Consider the following 16,916-nt stretch of genomic DNA (forward strand, 5'->3'; position numbering starts at 1 on the left):
CGGCACCGTGACCGCCATGTCAACACCGTGTCAACGGCCCCGGCTCCTATAATCGAAAGCTTCGCGAAATCAAGCGCCAGGCCCCGCCGTTCCGGCAGAACCAGCGGCAAACCGCGCACCCGCGAAGATACAAACTGATTCCACAAACTGATTCATGTCGCAGCCCCGGCTGCGCCACATCCGACCCCGCCAGGCCCATCAAGCAAAGGACAGGCATGAAAGCCGCAGAGATCCGCCACACCTTCCTGAAGTTCTTCGAGTCCAAGGGCCACCAGATCGTCGCGTCCAGCCCGGTCGTGCCCGGCGACGACCCGACGCTGCTGTTCACCAACGCGGGGATGAACCAGTTCAAGGACGTGTTCCTGGGCTTCGACAAGCGGGCCTACTCGCGCGCGACCACGGCGCAGAAGTGCATCCGCGCCGGCGGCAAGCACAACGACCTGGACAACGTCGGCTACACGGCGCGTCACCACACCTTCTTCGAGATGCTGGGCAACTTCAGCTTCGGCGACTACTTCAAGAAGGACGCCATCGGCTTCGCCTGGGAACTGCTGACCGAGCACTTCAAGCTGCCGGCAGAAAAGCTGTGGGTGACCGTGTACTCCGAGGACGACGAGGCCTACGAGATCTGGAACAAGCAAGTGGGCGTGCCCGCCGAGCGCATCGTGCGCATCGGCGACAACAAGGGCGGCCGCTACATGTCCGACAACTTCTGGATGATGGGCGACACGGGCCCCTGCGGCCCCTGCACCGAGATCTTCTACGACCACGGCCCGGACGTGGCCGGCGGCCCTCCGGGCTCGGCCAACGAGGACGGCGACCGCTACATCGAGATCTGGAACAACGTCTTCATGCAGTTCAACCGGACTGAAGACGGCGTGATGCACAAGCTGCCCAAGCCCAGCGTCGACACCGGCATGGGCCTGGAGCGTCTGGCGGCCGTGCTGCAGCACGTGCACTCGAACTACGAGATCGACCTGTTCGTCAACCTGCTGGCCGCGGCCAAGCAGAGCGTCGACGCCGCAACGCCTGGCACCGGCGACTGCGACAAGGACTCCCCGTCGCTGAAGGTCATCGCCGACCACATCCGCGCCTGCTCGTTCACCGTCGTCGACGGCGTGATCCCGGGCAACGCCGGCCGCGGCTACGTGCTGCGCCGCATCGCCCGCCGCGCGATCCGCCACGGCTACAAGCTGGGCGCGCGCGCGCCCTTCTTCCACAAGCTCGTGGCCGCGCTGGCCAAGGAGATGGGCGAGGCCTATCCGGAACTGCGCCGCGATGAAGCGCGCGTCACCGAGGTGCTGAAGCAGGAAGAGGAACGCTTCTTCAAGACGATCGCGACCGGCATGGAGCTGCTGGAATCGGCCCTGGCCGGCGGCGCGACGCAGATCGACGGCGACACCGCCTTCAAGCTGCACGACACCTACGGTTTCCCGGTCGACCTGACCGCCGACGTCTGCCGCGAACGCGGCGTGACCGTCGATGAAGTCGGCTTCAACCGCCTGCTGGAAGAGCAGAAGGACCGCGGCCGTCAGGCCGGCAAGTTCAAGATGGCGCAGGGCCTGGCGTATACCGGCGCCGCGACCACCTTCCACGGCTACGACCACCTCGCGCGTGAAGACGCCAAGGTCATCGCGCTGTACGTCGACGGCAGCGCGGTGCAGAGCGCCGACGCGGGCGACGACGTCGTGGTCGTGCTCGACCACACGCCGTTCTACGCGGAAAGCGGCGGCCAGGTCGGCGACGCCGGCGAGCTGCGCAACGCCACCACCCGCCTGGTCGTCGACGACACGCTGAAGATCCAGGCCGACGTGTTCGGTCACCACGCGCAGGTCGTCGAAGGCACGGTCAAGGTCGGCGACACCTTCGCCGCCAAGGTCGACGCCGAACGCCGCGCGAAGACCATCCGCAACCACAGCGCGACCCACCTGATGCACAAGGCGCTGCGCGAGGTCCTGGGCGCACACGTCCAGCAGAAGGGCTCGCTGGTCAACGCCGAGCGTACCCGCTTCGACTTCGCGCACACCGCGCCGATGACGGCGGAGGAGATCCGCAAGGTCGAGGCCATCGTCAATGCCGAGATCCTGGCCAATGCCGACACGCAGGCCGCCGTCATGGCGCTGGACGACGCGCAGAAGAGCGGCGCGATGATGCTGTTCGGCGAGAAGTACGGCGAGACCGTGCGCGTGCTGAGCATCGGCTCGTCCAAGGAACTCTGCGGCGGCACGCACGTGCGCCGCACCGGCGACATCGGCCTGTTCAAGATCGTCGCCGAGAGCGGCGTCGCGGCCGGCATCCGCCGTGTCGAGGCCGTCACCGGCGACAACGCGCTGCACTACCTGCAGTCGCTGGAGTCCACCGTGCAGGCCGTGGCCGGCACGCTGAAGGCCGCGCCCGCCGAACTGGAACCGCGCGTGCACGCGGTGCTGGAGCAGCTCCGCGCGCTGGAGAAGGAACTGTCCGCCGCCAAGAGCAAGCTGGCCTCCGCGCAAGGCGACGAGCTGATGGCGCAGGCCGTCGACGTCAAGGGCCTGAAGGTGCTGGCGGCGACGCTGGTCGGCGCCGATGCCAAGACGCTGCGCGAGACGATGGACAAGCTCAAGGACAAGCTCAAGACCGCCGCGATCGTGCTGGCCGCCGTCGATGGCGACAAGGTTCAACTGGCTGCGGGCGTCACCGCGGACAGCATCGGCAAAGTGAAGGCCGGCGAACTGGTCAACTTCGTCGCGCAGCAGGTCGGCGGCAAGGGCGGCGGCAAGCCGGACCTGGCCATGGCCGGCGGCACCGACGCCAAGGCCCTGCCCGCCGCGCTGGCGAGCGTGCAGGCCTGGGTCGGCGAACGCGTCTGACACACAACTCGAACAGACTCCGGGACACGGGCGACGATCGAACCGCCCACCCCGGAGTTCCGACGAACAACCTCTTCAAGGGCCCCGGTCGGGCCCTTGTCGTTTCAAGCCACTGGAGCAACCATGACTGACACCCCGATGGACGACGACTTCGCCGACGCGATCGACGTCGAGAACGCGCAGCGCCTCGGCGAGCTGCTGGCCGTGCTGGCCGGACAGGCCGATCCGGATGCGCCGGCGATCACGCTGGACACGATGGACGGGTACCTGACCGCCCTGCGCGTCGGCCCGTCCGATGCCGCGCCCATCCAGGCGATGGACGCGCTGTTCGGCGAGGACTGGCCCGCCGGCCTCGATGAGCAGGACCTGACCGATGCGTTCATGGAAGCGCTGCATGTGCGCTGGAACGAGATCGGCGACAGCCTCGAGCCGCAGCCGCTGCTCGAAGCGCCCGAGCAGATGCACCTGACGCCGCTGATCTCCGAGTTCGACGAGGAGACCAAGGCCGAACTCGTCGCTCAGGGTTCGATCACCGCGGAACTGCTGGAACGCATGCCCGCGCCCGGCGCGATGTGGGCGCAAGGCTTCCTGCAGGCGGTCGACGATTCGAACGCGTGGGCGCTGCCCGACGGCGACGGCGCCGACGATCTGCAGGCGATGCTGGAAGCGATCGAGGCCGTGACGCTGGCCAAGGACTCCACGCCCCGCGCCGAGTACGTCCAGCGCGCCTACGAGGAGCCGGAAGGCATCGACCAGAACGCCCTGATCGACGACATGCTGTTCACCGTGCAGGACCTGCGCCTGTTCTGGATGCAGCAGCGCGTGCTGAAGGAAGCGATCTCCGGCCTGACCTCGGACCCGGACACGACGCACTGATCCGCGGATCGGCGGCGGACCCGCTCCGCCGTGCACGGACGCCGGCCTCGCGCCGGCGTTCTTCATTCAGGTGATCCGCGACGCATCGGCGTCGGCATCAGCGACGGCATCAGCGACGGCATCGGCGACAGGTCAGCGTCCGGCTCAGAGCCTGCCCTTGCAGTTCGGCGCACCGCAGCGGCAGCGCAGCCGCCCCTCGTGGTGGCTCTCGCCGTAGTCGGCGCAGATCTCCTCGCCGGCGTCGATGTCGCGGATCGCGTAGAACTCGGCGCGCCCCTGCCGGATGCGCAGCACCGCGTTCGGCGCGCAGCTGTGATTCACGTGGCGCAGCGCGCAATCGGACTTCGTCGCATCGATCGCGGTCTTGTCGGTCACCTCGACCACGTGGATCCGACGCCGGCCTTCGATGCGACGCCGGGCCTCGCGCACCGGCACGATCTCGCCACGCATCTCACCGATCTTCCGCCGAGCGGGAATCGACTCGGCCGCGAAGACCCCGAGTCCGTCGATCGGGCTCTTGTCCACCGCCAGCGCGAAGCGCTCGGCCGGCTGCGGCTCGCCCTTCGGGCGCGAAGCCGTGTCGACGGCGGGGGCCGGGGCAGGAGCGGCAGCGACGGAACTCAGTCGAGGCATGAAGACGGCGCGCGGCACCAACCGCGACGAAATGGGGAAACGCCCATTGTCGCGCCGTTGCCACTGGTGCCGTGGCGAGCGCGCTTGACGCCTTCATCGCGTGGCCAAGATACTGGTCCGCATGTCCTTCGCCGCCCGCCCATCCTGCCTGGTCCAGATGTGCTGCATGCATCCGCTGCAGGCGCACCTGTGCGCACGCAACGGAGGACGGCGTCGCACGCGGCAGACGCCTCCCGGATCCCGGACCCGACGGTCCTGAAACGATCCACCGAACTCCCCCCGACAAGGCCCGCGTTACCCGCGGGCCTTGTTCGTTTCCGCCCTCGGTCCTTCCATCCCACCAGGAGAACCCCGATGCAGACCTCGACGAATCCGCCCCGCTACCCCGACGATCGCGACCCTGGCCGCCGCGCCGTGCGCCTCGCCGAAGGCCTCACGCTGCGCCGGCCGCGTCCCGAGGATGCTCGCGCGCACGCCGAACTGCTCGGACATCCCGGCGTCCAGCCGTCGCTGCTGCAGTTGCCCTACACCTCCGAGTTGCTCTGGCAGGAACGCTTCTCGAAGGTCCCGGACACGAACAACGGCGAGCTGCAACTGCTCGCGTTCGACGGCGAGCGCCTGCTCGGGTCGGCCGGACTGCATGCGGTGGGCCCGCAGGTGCGGCGGCGGCACGCGATGGCGCTCGGCATCGGCGTCCATCCGGACGCTCACGGGCGCGGTGTCGGCTCAGCGCTGATGGACGCGCTCATGCGCCAGGCGGACAACTGGCTCGGCGTGCTGCGGATCGAGCTCACCGTGTTCGCCGACAACGCGCGCGCGATCCGGCTCTACGAGCGCTTCGGCTTCGAGCACGAAGGCCGTCTGCGTGCATACGCACTGCGCGACGGTCGCTACGTCGATGCGATGACGATGGCCCGGCTGCATCCGCGGCCGCCCGCGATCGACACGATCGCGGCCTGATCGCCGCTCGCGGAGACCGGTGCCAGCCGGCACCGGTCCATCAGGCCCCCCCCATCGGCGATCGGTCGAGCCTTGGCCGAGGTTCAGTCGACGGTGAGCGCAGGCGCCTGCGCTTCGACCACGCCGTTGACCAGGCGCCAGAGGTCGTCGCCGTCGAGCAGCGTGAGCATCTGCGGCCCCTGGCCCTTGAGCAGGTGCACCTGCGCCTGTGCGGCCCAGCCGGGACGCGTCGGGCTGGGCTGCAGTTGCTCCGCGCCCGCGACGAAGACCTGCCCCAGTTGCTGCACGGCCAGCACCAGGCGTTGACCGCCGCCGGTCTGGCAGACCATCAGCGCGGCCTCCTCGCCGCAAGGGCGATGGAACAGCAATTGGCCGAGATCCAGCACCGGCAACATGCGCCCCTCGAAGCCGAGCATGCCGCGCACAGCGGCGGGGGCCGTGGGCCAGGCGGTGATGCGCTGGCGCTCCAGCGCCGCGACGACCTGCACGGCGGGCAAGCCCAGCCACTGGTGGTCGACGAGGAAGCTCGCCACATCCAAGGTCTTGATGCCCGCCGGCGATGACGGCGTGAAGGCCGCTGCCATCGCGCCTGGACCGGCCGACTCGCCGACGGCCAGGCGTTCTCCCAACGGCAGCATCACCAACGCGGCCAGATCGCTCGCGTCGGGCGGCGTGAGGCGCCGGTATTCCCGGTAGCCGCCCGACATCGCCAGACCGTAGGCATGCACGCGGCCGTCGAGCTCCAGCTCGCCGGTCACATGCTGATCCGCGGGCAACGCGGCAAGCGCCGGCAATGCCATCGGCAGGCGATCGCCCGGCGCCCAGCGCGCATCGCTGCTCGCCACGACTTCGCCCACGCGCGTCACCAGCAGCGCCGCCGCACCGGCCTGATCCGGCAGGGCTGCGCGGAGCATCGCTCGGAACTGCGGCGCACCGTCGAACACGATCGCGATGCCGCCCGCCATCCCCGCGCCGTCCGGATGCGGCACAGCGGCCGCATAGACGAGACAAGGCGCATGACCCTCGTCCCCGTAGAGGCCGGCAGGCGCGTGCGACGACACCACGTACTGGCCGGCATCGCGCAGCCCGAGCGCACCAGAGACCCAGTCTCCTTGCAAGGAGCGGCCGACGTGATGCGCCTGGGCCGGGTCCGACACGGCGACCACGCGCCCGGCGTTGTCGAAGACGAGCAGCAGCGAATAGACGGTGTAGAGCGTGTGGATGCTCGCAAGCACGGTTTCGGCCGAGGCGGCATCGCCGGTGGCGAGCGCGCGCTGCAGGCGGGCGTCGAGCGCCCACCAGCGGCAGTCGTTGGCGCGCTCATAGAGGTTGCGGTTGACGATCGAGATCGCCAGCTCCGCCTGGAAGCCGGCGCCGTCGAAGACCGCGTCCAAGGCGCCGTCCTCGAGCTGCGCGATCGCACGTTCGAACACCTGGCGCAACTGGTCGCCGGTGCGTTCAACCTCGTTGAGCAGGGTCACGGCGAAGGCATTGCCTCCAGCCTGACCGGCCACGGCGCCCTGGCCCGTTCCGACGGGGTGCTGCGCATGGGCGCGGCTCTTGAGCTTGCCGTTCCACAACGAGCGCGACAGCTCACGCTGGATCCGGCGCGCTTCGATCGGGATGCTGCGCAGTTCCTCGTCGAACAGCTCGCGGGTGTCGAGGTCACGCGCGCGACCGGCCCGACGCTCGGCGGGTGCGTCCGCGAAAGCGTGCTGCAGCGGCTGCAGCATCTGCGCCCGCCAGCCGGGTCCGAAGTAGCCTTCGTAACCGCTGGCCGCGCTCTCGCAGGCCAGATAGTCGCGACCGGCGAAATCCAGTCGCCAGCCCTGTGCTTCGCCGGCGTCGGCCAGCGGTGCGCCAAGCGGGATCTGCCAAGGATCCGATGTCAGCAGCACACGCCCTTGCGCATCCTTGAGCACCAGCACCGAGCGCGGCACGCCCGCGCACAGCGCGCGGAAGAGGCCGAGCATCTCGTCTTCGAGCTTGAAGGACAGGCACAGCAGTCCGCGGGCGCCACCGGATTCGGGGCCGTCGTTTCCGCTCACCGCCGCCGCGTAGATCAGGCCGCCACGACCACCGAGCAAGCCGGTCGGACCGTGCACTTCGACAAAGGCTCGACCGGGGTCGAGGGCCTCCTGAAGGCGCGGGTCGTCGACGACGGGCGCGCAGCTCGATTCATCCAACGCCGCGAGGCGACGACCGTCGGCGGCGAGCAGCACGACCTGGTCATAGACGGAGTACTTGGCGACATAGGCGGCAAAGCGACGACGCAGCGCCTCGACCTCGCCGGCGTCGCGTTCACCGGCGGCGTCCGCCTTCAGCAGCGCGCGCAGCGGGCCATCGCTGGCGAGGAAACCGACGTCGGCGGTCCGCTCGAAAAGGTTGCGCACCAGGATGTCGATCGCGACCTGCGAACGCCCCTGCAGATGGCCGACCGCGTGCCGCAGTTGCCGGCGCGCCAGGCTGTCCAGCAGACGCCCGGTCAGCGCTTCGAACGCGGTGCGGGTGTCGGCCATGTCGGTGGCGGCGCCGCTCATCTGGCCCAGCAGTGCCAGGCTGTCCCAGGCGCCCTGCAGGCGCAGCAGCGGCTCGCGGTATTCCTCCAGCAGCGGCATGGCGGCCAGCAACGGGGCCACTTCGGCGCTGAACGGCAGGCCTTTTCGATAGACCTTGTTCGATCCTTGCGTCATCTCTTCACTCCCAACGATCCCGCCCTCGTGAGGCGACGCGCGGCAGTGTGGCGCGCGTTGACGACGTTGTCAGGGGGAGAAACGCACGGTTTCCGAGACTAACTTCGTTGATCGCACGGCGATCAGGCACGAAGTGCCGTGCTGGTGCGGCCGCGCCGCAAGTTGGGGAGAAATCCGCCGGAGATGCGACAGTCTGGTGCGTCAGTCCATCGAGACCACGGCACCGTCCGCGCTGCGGCGCTGCGTCTGGGCATGAAGCTCGCCATCGGGTGCACGGCTCTGGGGCTGGCTGGTGGCGTCCGTGCCGCGCTCGGGGGCAGCCGGTTGCGGTGCGGGCGGCCGACTCGGCTGGCGCTTGCCCGTGATCAGCAGCCGGGCCAGCTTGACGACCTCGCTGGCCTGGGCCGGCGCGGCCGGCACCGACAGCGCGGCGCCGAGCACGGCAACGCCCAGCACCCTCCAAAGGGGCCGGTAGGCGGTCAGCGCTTGTTGTTGTCGGCTTTGCATGGTCTCCCCGCGCGAATCTGCATCTTAGCGACGATGAGAGGAGTATCGAAAGTCAGCCCCCGGGCCGCCAGGGGGCGGCGACGAACTGCGCCTTGGAGCGGTTGACTTGCGGAATGGGGGGACGGGAGTCGGTCGTGGGCGGTGGCGTCTGCCGAAGACCGGCTCCACGGACCTCAAAGCGCACCTCCTGCAGCACCCGCCCGCTCGCATCGAGCAGCGCCAGTTCATGCCGCCCCGGCATCGGCAGCCAGTCCCAGGCCGCTCCGCGTCCAACGACGCGGCCATCCAGGCGCCAGGCCGCGTGGCCGCCGCGCTCCAGCTGCCCCTCGTGCGTGAATCGCAGCCGCTGCGCCGCCGGCGGGATGTCCGGATCCAACGCGTAGATCGCGCCGTCGACCGGATTGATGAGCGCCACGGAGGTGCCCGCCGACTGGATGACCGCCTGCTCGGTACCCGCGACGAACCACTCGCGCCGCGGAGGCTCGTGGCCTCGATCGAATCGTGTGTCCTGCCGCACGACGCCGGCCGGCGGATTGATCGCCGGCGGCACGCCACTCGCATGAAGCGCCAGCATGATCTCCCGCCACACCGGCGCTGCGCCGCTCACGCCCGACACCTGGTGCATCGCCTCTCCGCTCGAGTTGCCGACCCAGACCCCCACCGTGAACCGGCTGGTCCACCCGATGCACCAGTTGTCGCGCATGTCCTTGCTCGTGCCGGTCTTCACCGAGGCCGGGAATGGCAGCGCCAGCGCGCTGGACAGTCCGAAGGTCAGCGCGCGCGCGCTGTTGTCGGCCAGGATGTCACCCACGATGAAGCTGGCCTTCGGATCCGCGACCTGCCGGAAGTCGACGCGCTGCGTGCCTGCCTGTGGCTTCGCGTTGCTCCGCGGCAGGCTCGGCTCTGCATATCGCCCCCCGTTGGCCAGCGCGCGATAGGCGTTGGTGAGGGCCAGCAAGGTCACGTCCGCGCTGCCCAGCGCCAGCGAAGGCCCGTAGAAGCCTCCGGTTTCCGGGAGTTGCAGGCCCAGGGCATTGAGCCGCTCGAAGACGGCCTCCGGCGTCAGCATCAGCGACAGCCGCACGGCAGGCACGTTGAGACTGTTGCCGAGCGAGGCCCGGGCGCTGATCCAGCCGCGGTACTGCTTGTCGTAGTTCTGGGGCAGGTATAGCCCCGAGCCTGTCGCGATCTGCGCGGGCGAGTCGTCCAGCAGGCTGGCCGCCGTGATCAGGCGACGCTCGATCGCCAATTCATAGAGGAAGGGTTTCAGCGTCGATCCCGGCTGCCGGCGGGCGAGCACGTGGTCGACCTGGGCGGCCTCCGACAGTTGGCTGCCGCTCGATCCGACCCAGACACGGACCTCGCCGCTCGCGTTGTCCAGCACCACCACCGCCCCATCCTCGACCTGCCGGCCGGACAGCTCCGCCAGGTGCCGCCGCAACGACTGCACTGCGACCCGTTGCCAGGTCGCGTCGAGCGTGCTGCGTTGTGCCGGTGGCCCGTCCGCGCGCAGCACCTGACGCGCGTAGTGCGGCGCCCATTGCGGCGCATCCGAGACCGACAGGGCCTTGCGCCGCAATACTGCGCCGACCTCGTCGACGAGCCCGTCACAGCCCTGATCCATCGCGCGCAGCACACCGCAGGCGCGTGTCGCGAGGGCCTCTGCCGAAGCATTGGGGCCGCGCAGCATCGCGGCGAGCAGCGCCGATTCCCGTGCGTCGAGTCCGCCAGGCCGCTTGCCAAAGAGCGCCTGTGCCGCTGCCGGCACGCCGACAAGCTCCCCGCGAAGTGGCACGCGGTTCAGATAGGCCTCGAGGATCTGGGCCTTGGTCCAGCGCTTTTCCAATCGCCCCGCCACCCATGCCTGCCCCAGCTTCTGCGTGACGCTGCGACCGCCGCGCCGGGCCAGATCTTCGTCGAGCAGGCCGGCAAGCTGCATCGTCACCGTCGATGCGCCACGCGTGCGCGTGCTCCAGAGATTGGCCCAGGCGCTGGCGGCGACCGCGGACCAGTCGACACCGCTGTGCTCGTAGAAATGCTGGTCTTCGGACACCAGCATCGCCCGCAGCAGCGAAGGTGACATCTGGTCCAAAGGCACCCAGGCCAGCACACGCCGGCTGGGGTCGACGCGCAAGGTCTGCAGCGGCTCGCCGCGACGATCCAGCAATTGGAGATCCGACAGAGGATGCGACGCGCGCGTCTGTGCGAACGAGGGCAACTCCGCAGCGCCGGCAGCAACCACGGATCCGACGCCGAAGAGCACCAGGGCCAGCGTGCGCCACCACCGCGCAGGGCGGTGCGAGCGCACGGCCCTTGGCGTCTTCAAGGCTGCACCTCCAAGGTCGCATTGGGGAGTTCGCCGAAGCGATCCGGCGAGTACATCGCCTCGGCACGCGTCGTCGGCATCTGGAACCGCCCGGCGTTGTTCAGCCGGATCGTGTACTCGAGGACATGTTTGCCGCGCGGCAGGTAGCCGAAGTAGGCGCGCCATGCCGTGAAGCTGCGTTCGATGAAGCTGGGCCAGGCCTCGCCCTCGGCGCGCTCGCCCTGCGTGGCTATCGTGCCCTCGATCACGGCGGCCCCGGTGGGCAGCGGGTCGCTGAGCACGACCCAGGACATGTCCGCGGCCGCATCCACCTCCAAGCGCACACGCATGACGTCGCCTCGCGACCACCTGGGTGCCGCCTTCTGGGACACAGCGGTCATCGTCCGCTTGATCGCGTAGCCGGCCGTGAGCGGCGCCTTCAACGGGACGGCGGACAAGGCCTGCACGGTGGCCCAGGGCCGGCCGTCGCCCAGTTGCGTCACGGTCAGCGTGCCGTTGGCAGCGGGCCAGGGCAGGCGCAACTCTCCCCCCTCGGGTTTTGCTGCCCAATCCAGCGCAACGCCGGTGCCAGCCAGCTTGGCCTCGGTCTTCCCCTTCACCGGCTGCGATTCGAAACGCTCCGAGAATTTTTCGAGCGCCAGCGCGCCCCACAGGTTCGCCGTCGTGTTGAACCACGCGCCCCGCTCCTGACGTGCCAGTGCGCCGACGACCAAGCGGGACAGGTCCTCCTTCCAACCAGGGTCGTCCACCAGGGCCAGGATGACACGCGCCGCCGTCGCGTCGCCGCTGCCCATCAGCCACCACCAGGCGTCCGATTCCTCGTTGACGAAGCGCAACGTGGTTCCCGCGAAGCTCAGGCGACTGCGCAACTGGTTCTGCGCCACGGCGATCTGGTTGGCGCGATCGGGCGCAGTGGTCATCCGCTGGTGGAGCACCAGCCAGTCCACCACCGTGCCGGTCGGCCAGGTGGCCAGGTTGCGGCCCTCCACGGTGCCCAGTTGGCGGGATGTCGCCTTGCCGTAGCGCGCCAGGGCGGCAAGTGCGGCAATGCGTCGCGGCTCGTCGTCAGGGCGTGGCGACCAGTGGCGGCGCTCAAGCCGTCCTTCCACGAAGGCGGCAAGGCCGTCGAGCGCCTTGCCCAGCTGCGCAGCTGGCAATGGTCGCCCGGCCTCTTGCGCCACCGACAGCAGATGGGCCGTCAGCACGTCACTGCCTTGCGTCAGATGCTGGGAGAGCGGGAAGTAGGCGAAGAGTCCCTCGGCGTCCTGATAGGTCGCCAACTGCCCCATCAGGACCTCCCAGGCCGCGCTGTCGTGCAAGGCGATGAACTTCGAACTCTGCTGTTCGAGGCAGGTATACGGGTACTGCTCGAAGTAGCGACGGATCCCCGGCAACGCCGTCGACAACTTCGGCTGCAAGCCGATCAGGAGTCCGCCCCGCTTGATGCCTTGCGACGGAAGCGCGTCGGCAGGCGCGGCGACCGGAATGCTGATCGGTGCGTCCAGCTGCCGCAGCGTCGCCTGCAGCACCCGCACGGGGACTGCCGGCTGCACGGCCTGGGTGGTCCGCATCGCATCCCTCGCGCTGCCGCCCTGCTCCTGGGCTTGCGCCTCCCAGACGATGCGCTGGACGCCCTCCGGGACGAGGACATCCCAGGTCAGCTCCTGCGCCTGACCCGCGGCCAGCTTCACGGTTCGAGCATCTGCAGGCACCGGCTGCTCCCCGCTTTCGCCGCTTGCCTTGCCCGTCAGCGTCACCTTGAGGTCCATCGCACGGCTCGTGGCGTTGCGCAGCGTGAGCATGGCCTGTACCCGATCACCTTCGCGCACCAGCGGTGGCAGACCGGAGAGCAGTTGCAGATCCTGGCTCACGTTGATGCTGCCCTCCCCCGTGCCGAAACGCTGTCCCGGCGCATCGGCCACCGCCACCAACCGGAAGCGCGTGAGCGAGTCGTTCAAGGGCACGCGCACGAGGGCCTCGCCCTGGGCATCGACCGTCACCAGCGGCTGCCAGGTCAGCAGCGTGTCGAACAGCTCGCGCGTCGCGAACCCGCCTCCTCCGCCGGCTGCGACTGCTTTCCTGCCGTAGTGCCGCCGGCCGATGATCTCGCTGTGCCCGGTTGCCGTCGTCACGCCCCAAGGGCGCGTCTGGATCATGCTGTCCAGCAGCTTCCAGCTCTGGTTGGGCGCCAGGGCCAGCAGCCCTTCATCGACCGCTGCGAAGGCGATCTGCGCGTCGGGCACAGGTTTGCCATCCTGCGTCACTCGCAGCTTCACCTGCGCGCTTTGACGAACGCCGTACTGCGCCTGCTGCGGCACGACCTCGACCTGCAACCGGTGCCTGGCCTGGCCGATCTCGATCGGTGCCATGCCCAGCTTGAATGATGGCTTGGACAGATCGACCATGGCGGTGGGCGCCTGATAGTCGCCCGAGGCACGCCACTCCCGCCACCAGTTCACCGGCTCGCGCCAGCCCCAGGAGAAGAACGAGTACCAGGGTACGTCGCGCAGCCGCCCCCGCAGCACCATCACGCTGACGAAGGCGTTTGGCGTCCAGTTGCGGTCGATCTTCAACTCCAGCCAGGGGTCGCGCCCAGACAGGCGGCGAACCTCGCTGTGCAACACGCCTTCTCGCTCGACGGTGATCAGCGCGGTCGCATCACGATAGGGCATGCGGACCTGGAACCTGGCAGTTTCGCCCGGCTCATAACGTCGCCGCTCGGGGATCACGTCGATTCGATCGTCATTGTCCTGGGCGAACCAGAGCTCCCCAGCCTTCGTCACCCACAGCGAACGAGCGGCACGCGCGGTGCGACCGCCGTCGTCGTTGGCGGAGCCGATCAGCTCGATCTGCCCGCCTTGACTCAGCCTGACTTCGCAGCGCATGACACCGAGCGCATCGGTCGTGCCGCTGCAGAGCTCGCCAAGGTCCTTCAATTGACGTTGATGCTCGTAGGCATAGAAGCCGCCGACCAGCCGCTTGCGCGTGCTCAAGGTCTGGATCTGGCGCGCTGCGATGGAAATCTTCCGGTTGGCCATCGGCTTGCCGTTGATGTCGAGCGCGACGGCTTGAACCGGCAGCGCCTGTCCGTTGGCCACCCAGGTCGCTGCGCGCAGACCGACGATCACATCGGCAGGCCAGACGATCTGAGAAGCAGATCGCGTGTGCGTCTGTCCATCGGGGTCACGGTAGTTCAGTTCGACACGCAGTTCGGCGGGACGGTCGATGCCCCCCTTCAGCGGCACCTTGAACGACGCACCGCCTTTCGCATCGGTCTGCAATGCAAGCTTGTCCAGCACCAGTCGGCTTGCCCCCGACGGACCGCCACTGGATTCCCCGTCGCCTTCGTCCATGTCGCCGGCGGACCCAGCGTCTCGAGGCCCTTCGGACGAGGGCGGTTCAAAGGCGAAATCATCGAAGCCGGGGAAACTGGTCCAGCGGGGCTGCAGCATGGCGCTGATCTCCACGGGCGACTTCGCCATGGGACCACCGGCCATGTAGTTCAGTTGGGCCGCCCAGGCCTGTTCCTTCGCTCCTGTTACTGACGCCTTCGGCGGGATGAGGCGCGCATCGACGAGCGGCACGCGGAATTCTTCGACGCGCACGCTCCCGCTGTCCCAGGTCCGACGGCCATCCCGGACATCCTGGCGCTCCATCACGAACCGGTATCGGCCCAGCTTCGCTTCCGGTGGCACCTTCCATGAACTCAGCGCGTAGCGAGCGCCTTGCCATCGCAGGTCCAAGGTGGCGATGTCCTCCCCGGTACCCTCGAACACCACACGCAGCTTGTCGGGCAACTGGTCTGGTGTCGCATCAGTCAGGCCCTGGACGGTCTCCAGGCGGAAGAAGTGCTTCATCGAGAGCGTCTCACCGGCGCGCAGCAGCGGACGATCGGTGACAGTGTGGGCACGGGCCGCGCGTTCTGATCCCCATGCAATCGGCACGTTGAAGCGCCAAGGCTCAATGCCACGGCTCCACCCGCTGAACATGAACGACTGGTCCAACGCCTTCCCCGGCTGCGCGAGTCGGGCCGTGATGAACAGGCCGGACTCGGCGATGCATTGGCCGCCCCCGCTGTCCCGATCCAGATTGGGTCGATCAATGCGTGCGAGGCCCTGTCCGTCAGTACGCCCACTCCACAGGGACTTGCCGCGGCAGTCGTAGACCGACACTTGAGCCCCCTCGACCGGCCGCCCTTTGTCCAGCGAGGTCACCCACACCAGGCTGTCGTCCTTCCCCAGCTTGAAGTGCAGGCCGAGATTGGTGACAAGCGCACCTGTCCGCACGAACATCGGTTGAATCGGGTCGAGCAGCGACTGACCCAGGCGCGGCGACTTCAGCTCAAGGACGTGATAGCCCGGTTGGGACAGAGGGATGCCGATCACGTCAATGACCTTGTCCGGATTCGGCGGAGGCACGGTCATGGACTGAAGATCCGAGCCATCCTTCAACCATTCGGACTTGCGGTCTTCCCACTCGTTCTGTCGGAAGAGTCTTCCGTACCAGCGCAGGATGTCGATATCGTCGGTCAACCTCCTGATGCGCAGGTGCCCACCGGCACGCGGTTGGAGATCGGCCTGCACATGCCGTAGGCTCAGGGGCACGAGACTGGGACCTGTCGCTTCCCATTCGACGATCCCGAAGGGCGCCGCGGCAAACTTCGCCAGAGGGGGCGCCTCGGACGTTCGCACCTTCATCGGAAAGCTCGCGGCATTCGACAGCGGCCGGCCACTCTCATCCTTGATCCCACTGGGGAGCTCAAGCAGATAGTCCTGCTGCTCGGCCAACGGCGCAGGGAAGCGCACTGACGACAACCAACTGGCTGACTGCTGTTCCTGCTCGGTCGGCGGAGACGGCGCCACGCTGACACCGTTTGCTCCTTTGAGCCGTACCTTCAACGCAAGATCGCGTGCGATTGGCTCAGAGAAACTCACCGTGATCGGGCGAATCGACAGGCACGGGGCATTCGCCCGCTCACGCTCGCAAGAAAGCTCCGCGGTCAATGGCGCCCGAACCGAGAAACGGAATCGCCGATCAGCACGCGTGCGTACGGATTCGTTGCCCGCAGCCGCGATGCCTGCCCCCCACACCAAGGTCGCTTCGGCCCCCGCCGGCAATGGGCGAGTGCAGCCAACAAGAACCCAGCTTTGGCGCTTGGGCTGCTCCAACTTCAATGCACGGAGGAGCGCATCACGCTCATCCGTACCGCGAAGTTCGACGGGGATGCGCTCTCCCAGCGACTTCGATTCACACCACATGTGGGGCGCGATGCTCTCGGACTTTGCTTCACCGGAGAGTTGCAGCAGGAATCGTTGGTCTTCCTCGACCTTGCTGCCCTCCCAGGGACTCACGCGTCGTACGGTCGGTGCCCCCAACTGAAACGAGAACTCGCGCGTGCCACTCCATCCCGCAACGGCACCTGGCGCCGTAGGCCGAAACTCCTCGCGCGCCATCACCGTGCACTTCGCGCCGGCAGCTAGTGGGCGCGAGAAGTCGAAAACCCATTCCTGCTCGTTGCTCCAGCGCCCACTGCCTTGTGGCACCAAATTTCCGCAGCGGACCGTGACGGGATCCAGCAGCCGCGGATCGCCGAACCTGGACGTCGCGGATTTGAATCGCACTACGATGTTCTGAACCTGCTCGACTTCACCTTGAGGCGAGACAGACGCGATCTCTGCCGCTTGTGCAGATGGTCCGGATAGCAGCCCAACAAATGCTATCCACGTCAGCAATGGAGAACGCTTCGCCGTATCCCAGAAACGCCGCATAGGCTCCCCGCCAAGCTCAAACGAGGGAGGCAGTCTATTCTGAGGTTGACAAAAAAACAGTCCCACAAAAGGGGCGGACTTCCCCTTGCCCGTGTCACCTGATCACTCAAATCAATATGGTCGAGCCCTATTGAACAGATTCGGTTTCATGACACAAGGACGATTTCAATCCGGAAAAGACAAAACCCCTCGATCACTGCTGATCGAGGGGTTTGGCGGTGTATTAACCTGACGATGACCTACTTTCACACGGGAATCCGCACTATCATCGGCGCTGAGTCGTTTCACGGTCCTGTTCGGGATG

General features: G+C 67.9%; 8 protein-coding genes. 3 read left to right on the forward strand and 5 right to left on the reverse strand.

Annotation, left to right across the window (positions count from 1 at the left end):
* Nucleotides 1–215: 215 nt before the first annotated feature.
* On the forward strand, nt 216–2,849 hold the full coding sequence (gene alaS, locus AC07OZ_RS18475) for an alanine--tRNA ligase (RefSeq protein WP_495468533.1): 2,634 nt from the start codon (nt 216–218) through the stop codon (nt 2,847–2,849).
* Nucleotides 2,850–2,972: 123 nt separating this feature from the next.
* Entirely contained in the window at nt 2,973–3,725 is a 753-nt protein-coding gene (locus AC07OZ_RS18480) for a UPF0149 family protein (protein WP_495468534.1), read from the forward strand.
* A gap of 144 nt (nt 3,726–3,869) precedes the next feature.
* On the opposite strand, the gene AC07OZ_RS18485 is transcribed toward AC07OZ_RS18480, so the two are convergent.
* Nucleotides 3,870–4,358, reverse strand: coding sequence for an SET domain-containing protein (locus tag AC07OZ_RS18485; RefSeq protein ID WP_495468535.1), 489 nt, complete (start codon nt 4,356–4,358; stop codon nt 3,870–3,872).
* Nucleotides 4,359–4,712: 354 nt separating this feature from the next.
* Here AC07OZ_RS18485 and AC07OZ_RS18490 point away from each other — a divergent pair, with 354 nt between their 5' ends.
* Nucleotides 4,713–5,318: a GNAT family N-acetyltransferase gene (locus tag AC07OZ_RS18490; protein ID WP_495468536.1), complete on the forward strand. Its 606-nt coding sequence runs from the start codon at nt 4,713–4,715 to the stop codon at nt 5,316–5,318.
* 83 nt (nt 5,319–5,401) lie between these two features.
* Here the strand turns inward: AC07OZ_RS18490 and AC07OZ_RS18495 are convergent, their stop codons facing one another.
* The 4 genes from AC07OZ_RS18495 to AC07OZ_RS18510 form a co-directional block, all read right to left on the reverse strand.
* The gene (locus tag AC07OZ_RS18495) at nt 5,402–8,011 is read right to left on the reverse strand and encodes a chemotaxis protein CheW (RefSeq protein WP_495468537.1); all 2,610 of its coding nucleotides are present in this window, start codon (nt 8,009–8,011) and stop codon (nt 5,402–5,404) included.
* Nucleotides 8,012–8,212: 201 nt separating this feature from the next.
* On the reverse strand, nt 8,213–8,518 hold the full coding sequence (locus AC07OZ_RS18500; RefSeq protein ID WP_495468538.1) for a hypothetical protein: 306 nt from the start codon (nt 8,516–8,518) through the stop codon (nt 8,213–8,215).
* Nucleotides 8,519–8,570: 52 nt separating this feature from the next.
* A complete protein-coding gene (gene pbpC, locus AC07OZ_RS18505) occupies nt 8,571–10,781 on the reverse strand; it encodes a penicillin-binding protein 1C (RefSeq protein ID WP_495468557.1) in 2,211 nt (736 codons plus the stop codon).
* Between the two features lie 59 nt (nt 10,782–10,840).
* Entirely contained in the window at nt 10,841–16,465 is a 5,625-nt protein-coding gene (locus AC07OZ_RS18510) for an alpha-2-macroglobulin family protein (protein ID WP_495468539.1), read from the reverse strand.
* Nucleotides 16,466–16,916: the final 451 nt, after the last annotated feature.

Source organism: Roseateles sp. GW821-FHT09G03, assembly GCF_059416045.1.